The organism is Burkholderia ambifaria AMMD, assembly GCF_000203915.1.
In the GTDB taxonomy this organism is placed as follows: domain Bacteria; phylum Pseudomonadota; class Gammaproteobacteria; order Burkholderiales; family Burkholderiaceae; genus Burkholderia; species Burkholderia ambifaria.
This window is the reverse complement of sequence record NC_008390.1, coordinates 1,375,057-1,388,873: the sequence shown is the minus strand read 5'-3', so window position 1 is coordinate 1,388,873 and position 13,817 is coordinate 1,375,057. Positions and strand designations below refer to the sequence as shown.

The 13,817-nt window shown below is 72.3% G+C and carries 10 protein-coding genes; 2 read left to right on the top strand and 8 right to left on the bottom strand.

Annotated features, from left to right (window positions below):
• Positions 1-16 precede the first annotated feature (16 nt).
• Positions 17-409 carry an OsmC family protein gene (locus tag BAMB_RS06415; RefSeq protein WP_011656589.1) on the top strand — a complete coding sequence of 131 codons (393 nt, stop codon included), beginning with the start codon at positions 17-19 and terminating at the stop codon, positions 407-409.
• 24 nt (positions 410-433) lie between these two features.
• On the top strand, positions 434-1,318 hold the full coding sequence (locus BAMB_RS06410; RefSeq protein WP_011656588.1) for a pirin family protein: 885 nt from the start codon (positions 434-436) through the stop codon (positions 1,316-1,318).
• 66 nt (positions 1,319-1,384) lie between these two features.
• Here the strand turns inward: BAMB_RS06410 and BAMB_RS06405 are convergent, their stop codons facing one another.
• Genes BAMB_RS06405 through bcsZ form a run of 8 tightly spaced genes read right to left on the bottom strand, consistent with a single transcriptional unit; the run spans position 1,385 to position 13,815 of the window.
• The gene (locus BAMB_RS06405) at positions 1,385-1,582 is read right to left on the bottom strand and encodes a hypothetical protein (RefSeq protein WP_012363646.1); all 198 of its coding nucleotides are present in this window, start codon (positions 1,580-1,582) and stop codon (positions 1,385-1,387) included.
• The gene (gene bcsG, locus BAMB_RS06400) at positions 1,564-3,117 is read right to left on the bottom strand and encodes a cellulose biosynthesis protein BcsG (protein ID WP_011656586.1); all 1,554 of its coding nucleotides are present in this window, start codon (positions 3,115-3,117) and stop codon (positions 1,564-1,566) included. The genes BAMB_RS06405 and bcsG overlap by 19 nt, the downstream gene beginning before the upstream one ends.
• A gap of 27 nt (positions 3,118-3,144) precedes the next feature.
• On the bottom strand, positions 3,145-5,682 hold the full coding sequence (gene bcsA, locus BAMB_RS06395) for a UDP-forming cellulose synthase catalytic subunit (RefSeq protein ID WP_011656585.1): 2,538 nt from the start codon (positions 5,680-5,682) through the stop codon (positions 3,145-3,147).
• Positions 5,679-6,467, bottom strand: coding sequence for a cellulose biosynthesis protein BcsQ (gene bcsQ, locus BAMB_RS06390; protein ID WP_011656584.1), 789 nt, complete (start codon positions 6,465-6,467; stop codon positions 5,679-5,681). Before bcsQ ends, bcsA begins: the two co-directional genes overlap by 4 nt.
• Positions 6,464-6,673, bottom strand: coding sequence for a hypothetical protein (locus tag BAMB_RS06385; RefSeq protein WP_041491148.1), 210 nt, complete (start codon positions 6,671-6,673; stop codon positions 6,464-6,466). The genes bcsQ and BAMB_RS06385 overlap by 4 nt, the downstream gene beginning before the upstream one ends.
• Complete coding sequence (gene bcsE / locus BAMB_RS06380; RefSeq protein WP_041491343.1) at positions 6,670-8,628, bottom strand: cellulose biosynthesis protein BcsE; 1,959 nt, start codon at positions 8,626-8,628, stop codon at positions 6,670-6,672. Before bcsE ends, BAMB_RS06385 begins: the two co-directional genes overlap by 4 nt.
• Positions 8,629-8,650: 22 nt before the next feature.
• Positions 8,651-12,610: a cellulose synthase subunit BcsC-related outer membrane protein gene (locus BAMB_RS06375; RefSeq protein ID WP_041491147.1), complete on the bottom strand. Its 3,960-nt coding sequence runs from the start codon at positions 12,608-12,610 to the stop codon at positions 8,651-8,653.
• On the bottom strand, positions 12,595-13,815 hold the full coding sequence (gene bcsZ / locus BAMB_RS06370) for a cellulose synthase complex periplasmic endoglucanase BcsZ (protein ID WP_011656581.1): 1,221 nt from the start codon (positions 13,813-13,815) through the stop codon (positions 12,595-12,597). The genes BAMB_RS06375 and bcsZ overlap by 16 nt, the downstream gene beginning before the upstream one ends.
• Between the last annotated feature and the right edge of the window lie 2 nt (positions 13,816-13,817).

The following is a 13,817-nucleotide window of genomic DNA, read 5'->3' as shown; positions in this document are numbered from 1 at the left end:
CCCACCTGGAACTGCAATGAGCGAACTGTCCGTCGAAGCGAGCATCGGCTCGGTCGATTACCTGGTCCATTTCACCGACGGCGTTCATCAATGGCGCGCCGACGAGCCGACTGCGCTCGGCGGCGGCGACGCCGCGCCGACGCCCGTCGCGCTGCTGCTGTCGAGCCTCGGCGCGTGCACCGCGATCACGCTGAAGATGTACGCGCAACGCAAGGGCTGGCCGCTCGCCGAAGTGCACGTGAAGCTCGCGCACGAATCGGGCAGCGCGGGCAGCACGATCGTGCGCCGCATCACGCTCGACGGCGACCTGTCGGACGAGCAGCGCGAGCGCCTGCTGCAGATCGCGAATGCATGCCCGGTGCACAAGATCCTCACGCATCCGATCACGATCGACACGGCGATCGCCTGACCCACCGAACACGAGAGTCTCACCATGTCCGCATCGATCAAGACCGTACTCACGCCTCGCGAAAGCGACATCGGCAACCTCGTCGTGCGCCGCGTGCTGCCCGCGCGCGCCGCGCGCCTCGTCGGCCCGTTCATCTTCTTCGACGAAATGGGGCCGGCCGTGCTGCCCGCCGGCAGCGGCATCGATGTGCTGCCGCATCCGCACATCGGTCTCGCGACCGTCACCTACCTGTTCGACGGCACGCTGATGCATCACGACAGCCTCGGCTTCCGGCAGAAGATCGTGCCCGGCGACGTGAACTGGATGACGGCCGGACGCGGCATCGTCCACTCGGAGCGTTCGCCCGACGAGGACCGGCCGCTCGAGCAGCCCGTGCACGGAATCCAGACCTGGGTCGCGCTGCCGGTCGAGCACGAGGACACGGCGCCCGCGTTCGCGCATCACGCGGCCGACACGCTGCCGTCGTTCACGCGCGACGGCGCGAGCGTGCGCGTGATCGCGGGCACCGCGTTCGGGCTCACGTCGCCGGTCGCCGTGTTCTCGCCGACGCTCTATGCGTATGCGGAATTCGCGGCGGGCGGCCAACTCGCGCTCGACGCGGAGCACGACGAGCGCGGCGTGTATCTCGTCGACGGCGACCTCACGATCGACGGCACGCCGCTCGCCCCCGCGACGATGGCCGTGCTGGAACCGGGCGCGACCGTGGCGCTCGCGAGTGCGAACGGCGCGCGCGTGATGCTGCTCGGCGGTGCGCACCTGCCCGGCGAGCGGTTCATCGAATGGAATTTCGTGTCGAGCGAGCGCGCGAAGATCGAGGCGGCCCGCAACGCGTGGGCCGCGCAGACCTTCGGCAAGGTGCCGGGCGAGGAAAACGAATGGACGCGCCAGCCGGCGCGCAAGGCGCAGTAAGCCGGCATCGGTCGGTCCATCCCCATCCATACACGGCGGCCGGCATTCACGCCGGCCGCCGAGCGCTCACCGCTTCAATCCCATCAGCTTCGCGAGCGTCGGCCAGCGTTCGAGCGATTCGACGAACGCGCGCCGCGCCTGCTCGTCGACATAACGGGCCGGGTCCAGCGCGGGCAGGTGCCGCGCGAGGCCGAGCACGTCGTTCGGCTGCGACAGGCGATCGTCGTCGCCTTCGCCGATATTGATCACTGTTCGTCGATCCATACGCCATCCGGAGTCTTGACCGCGTAGCCCGCGCTCGTCTGCATCGTCACCGTGCCTTCGTTCTCGCCCACCATCCGCGTGCGCGGCAGGTCGGCCGCATATTGCGCGAGCGTCGTGCCCGGCTTGAACGGGCTGTTCGATACAAGGTTCGACAGCAGCTGCGAGAGCGCGAGGAAGCTCGTCGGCTGGTCGATCACGGTCGTCTGGCCGTGATTGCCGGCGAAGCCGACGAGCCGCACGCCGACCGGCCCGTGGACGATGCGCGGCGTCGGAATCTCGCGCAGGCCGGCCACTTGGTTCTTGTCGCCGCGCAGCGCGGCGCCGTGCTCGGGCACGAACACGATCACCGCGCGCCGGCCCGACTGCGCGATCAGATCGGCGAGCCGGTCGAAGTCGCTCATCAGCTTGTTGGCGCGCTGCGGATACGAATCGATGCTGGCGAGCGGGCTGCCCACCACGCGGTTGCCGTCGTGCAGGCTGATCGTGTTGTAGTACAGCGCGACCGGGCCCGGCACCGACGCGCGCTGCGCGTACCAGTTCGCGAGCGTGCCGTAGTCGTCCTTGATCGCCGTGCCGTCGAACGCATGCATCGCGACCGGCGCGGCCGCGTTCGGGATCATCGGCGCGTCGGGCACGCCGATGTTGTCGTGAATGACCTGCAGGAAGTTGTCGAAGTGGCCGTCGTGGTTCAGCAGCGACTGCACCGTGTAACCGGCGGACGCGAGCTGCGAGAACAGGTAGCACTGCTGCGGCGCGCTCTTGTACAGGTCCGCGTGCGCTTCCTGCCCGCAGCTCGCGCGCAGCACGCGGATCGCGGCCGGGCCGCTGTAGCTCGCGGCCGTGCTGAAGTTGTTGAACAGGTAGTCGAAGTGACTCAACATCGGGTGGTTGCGCACCTTCGCCGCATCGAGATCGTCCCACGACAGCGAGCAGATGTGCAGCACGATCACGTCGAACTGCGCGGACGGATCGCTCGGGAGATGGCCGAACGCGACCTGCCGCTGAGACTCCTGCGCGCGGAACGTCGCGAGTGCCGCGTTGTGATCCTCGGGCTGGTCGGAGCGCCCGCCCGTCGCGCCGACCTGCTGCTGCGGCGGCGCGACGACGCGCGCCATCAGCCCGTTGCCGGCCTGCCACAGCGGCATCACGATCAGCACGGCGAGCACGAAGGTCGCGACGCGCACCCAGCGGTTGACGATGAAATAGACGATCAGAACGCCCACCACCGTCAGCACGAGCACCGGCGGCAACAGGCGCGGCAGCAGCTCCATCCAGTAGTCGACGCGGAACGTGCTGACTTCGCGCGCGGCTTCGGCGAGGCGCGCGAGCGGCGGCGCATGCAGTTCGCGCGCGAGCAGCGGCACCGCGATCGCGATCGCGACGAGCTGCCGCACGATCCGCCATCCGCGCTGCCGCACCGGCGCGCTCGCCGCGAGCGCCAGCGCGAACGCGAGGTTCGCGAGCCACAGCGGCTGCAGGTGGCCGGTCGCGAACAGCGCGAACTTCAGGATGAAATACAGATTCCAGAACGTCATCTAAACCACTCCGTGATGGGCGCCGCGTCAGTCGCGCGCCCGATCGAGCTTCGGTGCCAGCATCGACTGCACGCCGCGCGCGACACCCTTCCACATCCGTACGTAACCGTCGAGGCCCACGCGCAGCACTTCCTTCAGCCCGCGCAGCGGCGTGTCCGTGCGCGTGCTCGCGTGCCAGTCGAGCCACGCGTCCGCGCGGCCGAACGTGCACTGCACGAGCTGGCGCTCCTGCTCGAGCGTCAGCGCCTCGAAGCTCACGCCGACGTGGGTCGGCGTCACGCGGCTCACGCGTACCGGGAACGGGAACGGCCGGTCGCCGCGCGTCACGCACACCGTCAGCGTGTCGCCGATCGCGAGCGGCAGCCCCGGCACCGCCTCGAGGCCGAGGCCGCCGGTCGAGTAGTCGCTCGTGAAGCACGCGGCCGTCGAGCCGTCGGCGAGCAGCAGCGTCGCCGGCACGCGCATCGCGATCCGGTGCGTGACGCGCACCTGCTTGGTTTCGCGCGCAACCGCCAGCGCCGCGCCGAGCATCGCGAGGTTGTAGACGGTCCAGCCGAGCGTGATCAGGATCGTCGAGGCCTCGTCGCCCTGGTCGGCCACGAGCCGCCACAGCCCGGCCGCGATCGCGAGCACGTTCAGCGCGAACAGCACGAGGTACGGCTTCGACGTCGACCAGTCGACGTAACCTTCGTCGATCTTGCCGCCTTTATCGGTCACGTTGAACTTGCCGTGCTTCGGGCTTAAGAACGCGACGGTGGTCGGCAGCGCGATGTACCACGCGAGCACCGATTCGTAGACCTCGGCCCAGAACGAATGGCGATAGCGGCCCTGCATCCGCGAGTTCGCGACGTTCGCGAGCACCAGGTACGGGATCACGTAGCTCGCGAGCGCGATCGACGACGCGTTGATGAAGTACAGGTGGAAGAACAGGTACGCGAGCGGAATCGTCAGGAACACGAGCCGCGGGATCCCGTAGAAGAAATGCAGCATCGCGTTGCCGTAGCAGATCCGCTGGATGAAGCCGAGCCCGCGCCCGAGGAACGGGTTGTCGATGCGGAAGATCTGCGCCATCCCGCGCGCCCAGCGCGTGCGCTGCTTCACGTGGCCCGCGAGGCTCTCGGTCGCCAGGCCGGCCGCCTGCACGGTCGGCAGGTACGCCGACGTGTAGCCGCGGCGATGCAGCTTGAGCGCGGTGTGCGCGTCCTCGGTCACGGTCTCGACCGCGACGCCGCCCACCTCCTCCAGCGCGGTGCGCTTGAGCACCGCGCACGATCCGCAGAAGAACGTCGCGTTCCACAGGTCGTTGCCCGACTGCACGAGCCCGTAGAACAGGTTGCCCTCGTTCGGGATCTCGCGGAACGTGCCGAGGTTGCGCTCGAACGGATCGGGCGAGAAGAAATGGTGCGGCGTCTGCACCAGCGCGCATTTCGGGTCGCGCAGGAACACGCCCATCGTGGTCTGCAGGAACGAGCGCGTCGGCACGTGATCGCAGTCGAAGATCGCGATGTATTCGCCGTGCGTCTTCGGCAGCGCGCGGTTGATGTTGCCGGCCTTCGCGTGCAGGTTGTCGTCGCGCGTCAGGTAACCGATGCCGGCCTCCCGCGCGAACGCCGCGAACTCGGGGCGCTTGCCGTCGTCGAGCAGGTACACGCGCAGCTTGCCGGTCGGCCAGTCGATGCTCTGCGCGGCGAACACGGTCGGCTTCACGACCGACAGCGGCTCGTTGTAGGTCGGGATGTAGATGTCGACGCTCGGCCAGCTGTCCGGGTCGTCGGGCAGCGGCACGATCGGCCGGTCGAGCGGCCACGCGGTCTGGACGAAGCCGAGCAGCAGGATCATCCACGTATAGGCTTCGGCGCCGTACAGCAGGTAGCCGGCGACCGCCTCGACCGGGCTGCGGAAATCGAGCGTCTGGGTCGTGCGCCACCACACGTAGCGCAGCGTGGCGAGCAGCGCGAGCGATGCGAGCGCGAGGGTCGGCAGATGGCCCGGCAGGCGGCGCAGCGCGAGCGCCAGCACCGCGACGATCGCGAAAAACGCGAACTGCGCGCCGGGCATCAGCGGCGACATCGCGGCCGCGGCCCACATGAGCCCGCCCGCGCACAGCAGCAGCGGCGCGAGCCAGCGGTGCCGGCCGACGCCGTTCGCGCGCGCGTCGAGCCAGCCGCCCCAGCGTGCCCACGGCAAACGCTCGAGCTGTGCGCCGATGCGTGCGCCGAGCGCGCGGACTACGACGTAGACCGGCACGACGAACGTGTCGAACCACGCGAGCGGATCGCGCGCGGGCTGCTCGCCGGCCGCGCGCGGCGCGCGCACGATCGCGCGCCACAGCCATTCACGCGGGCTCAGCGGCTGCAGCACGCCCCATTCGCGCGCGAGCCAGAGGAACGCGGTGCGCGCCCGGCGGCGGATAGGGTCGGGCCGGCCGGGCGGCGGCGCATGGAAGAACAGCCGCACGAGCCAGTCGAGCAGCGTGCGCTCGGCCGGCAGCCCGATTCCGCGCGCGCACCAGTCGGTCGCACGTCGGACCGTGGCGCGCCAGCGCGACGCGAACGCGGCTTTCATCGCGACGCTCCCGCACGGCCGGCCGCGGCCGCCGTGAGCCACGTATCGACCCAGTTCGCGACGCCGTTCAGGTCGTGCGACGCCTGCGAATACGGCGCGTCGTCGAAGATCCAGCTGCCGCGCGCGAGCGTTTCGGGCACGGCCGCGTCGACGTGAATGCGCTGCTCGAGCATCGACTCCGGCCCCACGACGCCCCGCAGCATCGCGAGCGCATCGCGCTGCATGTCGCGCGCGGGGTTCAGCCGGTTCACGACGATCTGCAGGTCGCCGCGGCCGGCACGCAGCGCGTCCAGGCGCGCGGCGACGGTCGCGCACGCGGCCGGTTCGGGCGGCACGACGACGAGCGTCAGGTCGGCGCGGCGAATCGCCTGCTCGGCCTGCGGCGACGGATAGCGGGCCGTGTCGACCAGCACGACGCCCTCGGCCGGCAGCGCGATCTCGTCGAGCGCACGCGACAGCCAGTCCGGCTCCGCCGCGAGCCGCGCATCGCAGGCGGCGGCGCCTGCCGCGTCGACCTGCCCGTACGGCACGAACAGCACGCCGTCGGCATTGCGCCATGTATGCGCGTGCCACGGCGCGGCGTCGGCAGGATCCGCGAGAAGGCTGTGCGCGAGCCCGTGTTCGGCCAGCGTGTCGAGCCCGAGCGTCGCGCCCATCAGGTTCTGCGCGTCGAACTCGACCGCGACGACCGGCCGGCCGCGGCGCGCGAGCAGCACCGCGAGCGCGCCGGCGAGCGTCGTGCGACCCGCGCCGCCGGTGGTCGAGATGATGGCGATCGTCTTCATCGCACGGCCTCGTCGGTGCGCTCGGCGTCGGGCAGCAGGCGTCCGCGCAGCGCGATCGGCACGAGTTCGCACGGCACCGCGTCGCGCCGGTGCAGCCCCCGCGGCGCATGAAAACCGCGGCCGATGCCGAGGTGCTGCGCGACGATCCACACCGGCACCGCGATCGCGATGCCAACGATGAATCCGATGACGAGTTCGGCGATCATGCGCCCTCCGGCTTGCGCAGCGGCATCGCGCTGCGGATGGCGCCGCGCGCACGCGCGGCGGGAATGTCGGCAGACGGTGCTTGCGCTGCGGCGGCCGGCACGGTTTCTTCGTCGCGCACACGCGGCGGCGCGTTGTCGATGGTCGGAGCGAGCACGCCGCCCGCTTCGGCATTCACCGTGCCCTCGCCCTCGCCCGCGCGTTCGGCCGTCACGCGCGTCGCGCCCGCTTGCTTCGCCGTCGCGAACAGGTCGCTGTAGTCGGCGATCGGCGCGCGCCGGTTCTCGGTCTTCAGCGCATCGAGCTCGGTGTCGATGCTGCCTGCCCCGAGACACACGACGCGATCGGACAGCGTATCGACCGGCACGTCGAAGATCCGCGCGAGCGCGTCCTCGGCATCGACCGGTTCGCACGCGAAAAGGAACACGTACAGATGCGCGGCGTCGGCCGTCACGACGTCGCCCGCGCGGCGCGGCCGGCAGTGCCGCAGCGCGTCGACGTGCGACACGCCGGGCAGCAGCGCGATCTTCGCGAGCGTATGCGGCAGCGCGAGCACGGCGCCGCGATCGAGCACCGCGCGAATGCGCAGGCAGAACGCGCCGACCGGCAGGTAGCCGAGCACCGAATCGCCGAGCGCGGCCGCGAGCGCCGCGCGATAGTCGGGTGCGACGGGCCGCGCATAGAGTTGCCCGTGCAGCGCGTTCACCGCGGCCTGCATCCGCGACAGCGGCAGGTCGCGCGCGACGACGCGGTTCGCGCCGACGCTCAGCAACAGCATCTCGAACTGCTGGCGCAGCACCTCGCCGCGTTCGACGACGGCGATCTTCAGCGCGCCGCCGCATTGGCGGCGCAGCGCGTGCACGGCCGCGCACAACGCCTCCAGCTGCGGATGCGAGCGGAACGCGAGCACCGCGGTCGCGGCCTGCGCGTGCGCACAGGCAGCAACGACCGCTGCGTTATCCTCAACGATTTCCCATCCAGCGGGCACGCGGCCCGCATCGTCGAGCGCCGCGCGGCTGGCGACGACGCGATCCTCGTCGGTCGCGAGCTTCATTCCGCGCGACGGCTGGACGGCGCCACCGTCGACGATCGCCGCGAGCCGGCCGCCCGGCGCGAAGCGCAGCGGCCGCACTTCGCCGGCCGCGAGCGTGTCGCCCGCGCGCCAGAAATCGACGACCCACAGCAGCTCGCCGTGCGTGCGCTGCAACTGCGCGACGCCCGAGCACACGCCGTGAAAGCCGCTGCGCGGCGCACGATTCGCGACGCGCACGAGCGGCGGATCGTCGGTGTCGGGCGCGGCGCCGGTGCGCACGATCTCGGGATCGACCAGCAGCACCAGCGCGATCCGGTGCGTGCGGCACCAGTCGGCGAGCGCGTGCGCCTCTTCCGCGAGCGCGGCCGGATCGTCCCAGCTGAACCAGCGTTGCGCGCCTTCGATGAAATACAGCGAGCGCGTGCGAAAGCCGTAGCGCTTCATCGCGCGCAAGCCGCCCGCGAGCCGTGCGAACGGCGCGGGCGCCGCTTGGCGCGGTGTGCCCGGTTCGATCGCGGCGTCGCCGTCGGCTGCCGCGGACGCGGACGCCGGCGGCATCGCCAGCACGTTCAGGTTGCGCGGCCAGCCGGCCGGCTGTGCGCCGCCCGCGAAACCGCGCGCCTGCATCTGCGCGGCCACGCGCGCCGCGTCGCGTGACAGCACGAGCGTCACGTCGCGCGTGCGCGACTGCCGCGCGCTTTCCCATACCAGCGCGTCGCACGCCGGCGTGCCGGTGGCGGCATAGACGGCGTACAGGCCGCCTGCTTCCAGTTGCGTCCACGCATCGGGCAGCCCGTCGATCGCGAGCCGGCTCAGCGGGCCGGCGCGACCGCCGGCCGGGCCCGTGCGCAGCAGCGCGCGCAGGCGGCCCAGCAGGCCGGCGGCGCCGAGCGCGGGACGGGTTGCGTCGATTTCGGTATTCACGCGTTCCATATGCAAGCAGACCCTAGTAATCCGAATAAAGCCGCACCGGCGTCGGCGTGACGAGCCAGCTGCGCTGCGCGCGCGCGTCGAACGCATAACGCAGGTACACGAGCGCCGAACTCGGCGCATAGTCGTGCGACCGGTCGACATGCAGTTGCGCGCCGACGCTCAGGTGCGGATTCACGCGATACTCGACGATGCCGTTCACGCCGTACGAAAACGACACGCCGCGCGTCGAACTGCCCGTGTAGACCAGCCCGGCCGCCTCCTGCGCGGCGCGCTGGCCCGCGAAGGTCGGGTAGAACAGCGAATCCTTTTCATAGCTGTTCGAGATCCCGGCCGTGACGGTCAGATCCCACGACAGCGCGTCGCGCCGCCCCGCCCACTCGATCGGCACGCCGAGCGACAGGTAGCGCTGGGGGCTGTAGTAGCCGCCCTGCCCGTACGTGTAATAGCGCAGGTTCTGCGCGTAATGCCACGCATTGCCGACGAGCCCCGTGCTCACCCGCATCGTCGCGCGTTCGTACACGGGCACCGTGAAGCCCGAGCGCAGCGTGACTTCCGCGTTGCGCTCGACGTTGCGGCCGGACAGCACGCCCGCGCCGAGTTCCGCGAACAGGTTCACGCGGCCGACGTCGACCGCCGCACGCAGGTTCACGCCGTCGCGGCGCACGCCGCCCCACACCGCACCGGTCCACGGGTCGCGCATCCCCGCATACGACAGCACGCTGCTCGTTTCCGGCCGGCGCGACGCGTTCACGGTGAAGCTCGCCGGGCCCGCGTCGAAGTGGTAGCGCACGCCGCCGACCAGGTAATGCACCGGGAAACCGAGCGGCGACGTGCCGAGATCGACGCGCCACGCGTCCGTGCGGTAGCCGGCGCCGAGCGCGACGCCCGTCGTCGGCTGGTGCAGGTCGCCGCGCGGATGCGCGATCAGCTCGGCGGCCGACGGATTCGGCGCGAACGGCGCAGGCAACCCGAGCGGCGCGTTGAGCGCGGCGTAGGTCCCGAAGGTCTTCAGCGTATACGCGTTCGGGTTGCTCGTATCGAGCGTGCCCGCGTCCAGATGCACGGTGTCGAGCTGCAGGAACGCATGCCCGTCGTAGCGCACCGGCACCTGCACGTAGATCGGCACCTGCTGCGCGCGGTACGCGGACACCCCTTCGTCGCCCGACTTGTACGCGGGCAGCCAGCCGGTCTCGATCTCCGGGTCGCGCCGCTGCTCGAGATCCGCGAACGCGGCCTGCGCCGGCGTGCGGCCGTCGCGGCCCGGGCTCACGCCGCTCGTGCGCTCCTGCGACAGCGACAGCCGGTACAGCGACGCGGCATCGTCGTAGCGGCCCTGTGCCTCGGCCACTCGCCCGGCTGCCACCGTCACGTCGGCGCGCGCCGGATACGCGGCCTGCAGCGGGCCGGTCACCTGCGCGGCTTCGTCCGGGCGGCGCAGCGCGTTCAGGCGGCGCACGACCGACAGCCGCGTATCGACGTCGTCGTCCGGCGTGCGTGCGAGCACGCTCTGCACGCGCGCGAGCGCCGCCGCGCGATGACCGCTGTCCTCGTCGATCCGCGCGAGCGCGAGCTGCGTATCGGCATCGTCCGGCGTGCGTGCGACGACCGGCGCGAGCGCGTCGCGCGCCGCGTCGTAGTGCCCCTGCGCGCGTTCGAGGTCGGCCAGCTCCAGTGCGTAGCGCTTGTCCGCGCGGCCGGCGTCGCTCGCCCGACCGAGCAGCGTGCGGGCGCGTGCATAGTCCTGCCGCGCGATCGCATCGTCCGTCTGCCGCAGCACGAGCCGCAGCGACTGATCCTCGATGCGCGCGGTCTGTGCGGCCGTCAGCGCCGGCTCGCGGCGCAGTGCGTCGAGCCACGCGGCGAGCGCGTCGTCACGCCCGGCGCTGCCGAGCAGATCGCCGTAGCGCAGCCGGACGTCGGTATCGGCATCGCGGGGATGCGCGGCGATCCAGTCACGCAACGGCGCGAGGCCGCGCTCCGGGTCGCCCGCGTCGATCCACTGTGCGCCGATCGCCGCGAGCATGTCGGGATCGTCCGGCGCGCTCGCCTGCGCATGCGCGAGTGACGCGGCGAACGCCGCGCGATCGCCGCGGCCGAGCGCGCCGCGCGCGTCGGCCAGCGCACCTTCCGCGTCGAGCTTGCGCGCGAGCGCACGCATGCCGTCCGAGCGGTGCGCGTCGTCGACGCCCGCGAGCGCGGCCTGCGCGCCGGCGACGTCGTCGAGCGAGTTGCGATACAGCGCGGTCGCATAGCGCATCTCGGGCGTGTCGCTTTGCGCGAGCCCGTCGTCCATCACCGTGCGGCCGAGCTGCGGCAGCCCCATGTCGCGATACAGCCGCGCCAGCGCGAAACGCGTCCACGGCGCATCGGGCGCCGCACGCACCGCGGCTTCGTAGCGTTGCGCAGCCGGCCCGCGTTCGCCCTTGTCGGCGAGCGCGCGCGCCTGGCTCGCGAGCAGGTCGGCACGCAGCCCGTCGAGCGCGCGGTGATCGTCGCGGCCCGTCACGCGACCCTGCAGCGCGTCGAGCAGCGGGCCGACGCGATCCGCGCGGCCGGTGTTCTCATACAGCATCGCGGTGCCGCGCACCGCCGACAGCGTCGGCGAACGGGCGGCCAGCAGTTCGCGCAGCAACGGCTCCGCGCGTGCCCAGTCGCGCTGCGCGAGCAGCGCATCGACAAGCTGCAGCTTCGCGTCCGGGCTGGCGGGCTGCATCGCGAGCGCGGCGCGCGCCGCGCGTTCCGCATCCTGCGGCCGCCCGGCCGAAGCCGCCGCGCGGCCCTGCGCGAGCAGCCCCCAGAACTGCGCGGTGCGCGCGAGGCCCTGCCACTTGCCGCGCTGGTCGGTCGAGCGCGCCGCGGCGCGCGTGAACAGCGCCCGCGCTTCGTCGTGCCGGCCTTCGCGCAGGCGCAGCAGGCCGAGCCCGCCGAGCGCATCGGCGTCGTCGGCGCGCGCCTGCGCGGCGCGCGCGAGCAGCGGATCGGCGCCGGCCAGATCGCCGCGCGCGAGCGCCTGCAGGCCGCGCTGCTGCGCGATGTAGTCGGGATCGCGTTCGAGCCGGCGTTGCGCGTCGAGCTGCCGGTCGAGGGTCGCGGCGCGATCGCGGAATTCGGTGTCGTCCGGCACGAGCGCCAGATACGCATGCAACGCGTCGAGATACGCGGGATCGGCACCGGCGGACTGCAGCACGCGGCGCCACAGCGCCATCGATTCCGTATGATCGGTGTCGGCCCGCTTCGCGAGCGACCACGCGATCCGGTTCGCTTCGGCGCGCGTGTCGTCGCGCTGGTTCAGCAGCCGCGCGAGCGCCAGCGCCGCGCTCACATCCTGCGGGTCGGCCGCGACCGCGCGGCGCAGCGCAGCGATCGCCGGTTCGCGTCCGCCCGGCGCGTTCGACACGATCTGGTAGTACTCGGCGCCGAGTGCGCCGGACGGCGCGCCGTTCGGAAACAGCGCGACGATCCGCCGGGCCGCTTCGTCGGCGCGGCCGCTGCGCGCGAGCAAGCGGATCTGCGCCATCTCGCCGCGCCCGCTCGTCGCGACGCGGTATTCGTCGGCCGCCCGCCGCGTGCCGGGTGCCGCGGGTGCCGCGGGCGCACGCGCCTGCAGGCGCGCCAGCGCGGCCTGCGCGCCTTGCGCGTCGCCGAGCCGCAACAGCACGCGCATCTGCTCCGCGAGCAGGTCGGGATCGTCCGGCGCGATCAGCAGCCCCTTGCGCAGCGCGTCGCGCGCGAGGTCGTCGCGATGCTTCGCGCCCCACATGCGGGCGGTCGAGAGCTGGCGCTGCGCGTCGGCCCGATCGGTCGTGGCTGCCGCCGTGGCCGGCGCGGCTTTCGGCGCGACGGTTTTCGGCGGCGGAGCAACCGCGGCGGCGGTGGTGGCAGCAGCCGCGGCCGGCGCCGCCGCGCAGACCGACGACGCGAGCCACGCGAACCCCGCGACGCGCGGTGCGGTGCGCTTCATCGGGCCGCGCATGGATGCCCCTCCCAGCGCGCGTCGAGCGAGCCGTCCGCGCCGAACCGGTAGCGGCCCTCGCGCCAGCCGAGGCCGAACAGCGTCAGCACGCTCGTGTAGTAGCCGGGCGCCGACTGGCGCGCGAGCGTATCGACCCGCGCGGCCTGCGCATCGGCGAGCGCACGCTGGCCGCGCGCGTCGAGGAACGGCACGGCCGCCGCGGAGAAGCCGCCGTTGCCGTCGTTCGGGCCCGCGACGCCGGTCGTCGTGTCGACCTTCTCCGGCGGCGCGCCATGCGCGGCGATGTAGTCGGCAAACGGTGCAAACCGCGCGAGCAGCGGCGCGGCGAGCGGATCGGCGCGATCGAGCATGCCGGCCCACAGATACACGCGGATCGCGTTGTACGCGCTTTCCGCGCGGGTTTGCGGATCGGGTCCGAAGCCGGCGCCCGCGCGATACAGCGCCCAGTCCGGCGAGAAGCCCTTCGGCGCGGTGTCGAGCAGCACGCGGCCAGTGCTGGCCGCGAGCGCGGCCCAGCGCCGATCGTCGGGCAGGCGCGTGGCGAGCCCGCGGATCACCTGCGGCGGCGAATAGCTCGGGTTCACGCGCCATTGACCGTTGGCCAGCTTGAAGCCGGTCGGCCCGGGCAGCAGCGTGAGGCCGAGGCCCGGCACGCTGGCCGTCTCGTCGTCGAGCACGCGCTTCGCGAGCAGCGCGCCGCGCGCCGTGTAGCTGCGCTCGCGCCACAGCCGGCCGGCTTCGACGAGCGTGTATGCGATCCACAGGTCGGCGTCCGACGCCGCGTTCGCGTCGAGCACGCGCCATGCGCCGTCCGGCGCGCGGCCCCACAGCCACGCCGGCAGACGGGCGCTCAGGTCGCCCTGCGCGAGGTTGTTCTCGGTCCATGCGAGGATCGTGTCGAACGTGCGCCGGTCGTTCGCGACCAGCGCGAAGAACAGCCCATACGCCTGCCCCTCCGATACCGTGCGCGAATCGGCCGAGCCGACGTCGATCACCCGGCCGTCAGCCGACACGAAATCGCGCTTGAACGCGTCCCAGCGCGGCCACGCCGCGCCGCACTGCACGTCGGCCGCGCCGCTTTGCGCCGCCTGCGCGCGCCCGGCGGCGCCGGTCGCCGCGCACGCCGCCGCGACCGCCAGCACGAGTGTCGTGCCGACGCGCCGCGCCGGCCGCGTTGCCCGTCGCCTTGCGAATGCCCACGCCATCC

What these genes read in the sequence shown, in the direction of transcription:
- BAMB_RS06415 (WP_011656589.1), top strand. Translation starts at nt 17, where the DNA reads ATGAGCGAACTGTCCGTCGAAGCGAGCATCGGCTCGGTCGATTACCTG.
- BAMB_RS06410 (WP_011656588.1), top strand. Translation starts at nt 434, where the DNA reads ATGTCCGCATCGATCAAGACCGTACTCACGCCTCGCGAAAGCGACATC.
- BAMB_RS06405 (WP_012363646.1), bottom strand. Translation starts at nt 1,582, where the DNA reads ATGGATCGACGAACAGTGATCAATATCGGCGAAGGCGACGACGATCGC.
- bcsG (WP_011656586.1), bottom strand. Translation starts at nt 3,117, where the DNA reads ATGACGTTCTGGAATCTGTATTTCATCCTGAAGTTCGCGCTGTTCGCG.
- bcsA (WP_011656585.1), bottom strand. Translation starts at nt 5,682, where the DNA reads ATGAAAGCCGCGTTCGCGTCGCGCTGGCGCGCCACGGTCCGACGTGCG.
- bcsQ (WP_011656584.1), bottom strand. Translation starts at nt 6,467, where the DNA reads ATGAAGACGATCGCCATCATCTCGACCACCGGCGGCGCGGGTCGCACG.
- BAMB_RS06385 (WP_041491148.1), bottom strand. Translation starts at nt 6,673, where the DNA reads ATGATCGCCGAACTCGTCATCGGATTCATCGTTGGCATCGCGATCGCG.
- BAMB_RS06375 (WP_041491147.1), bottom strand. Translation starts at nt 12,610, where the DNA reads ATGCGCGGCCCGATGAAGCGCACCGCACCGCGCGTCGCGGGGTTCGCG.
- bcsZ (WP_011656581.1), bottom strand. Translation starts at nt 13,815, where the DNA reads ATGGCGTGGGCATTCGCAAGGCGACGGGCAACGCGGCCGGCGCGGCGC.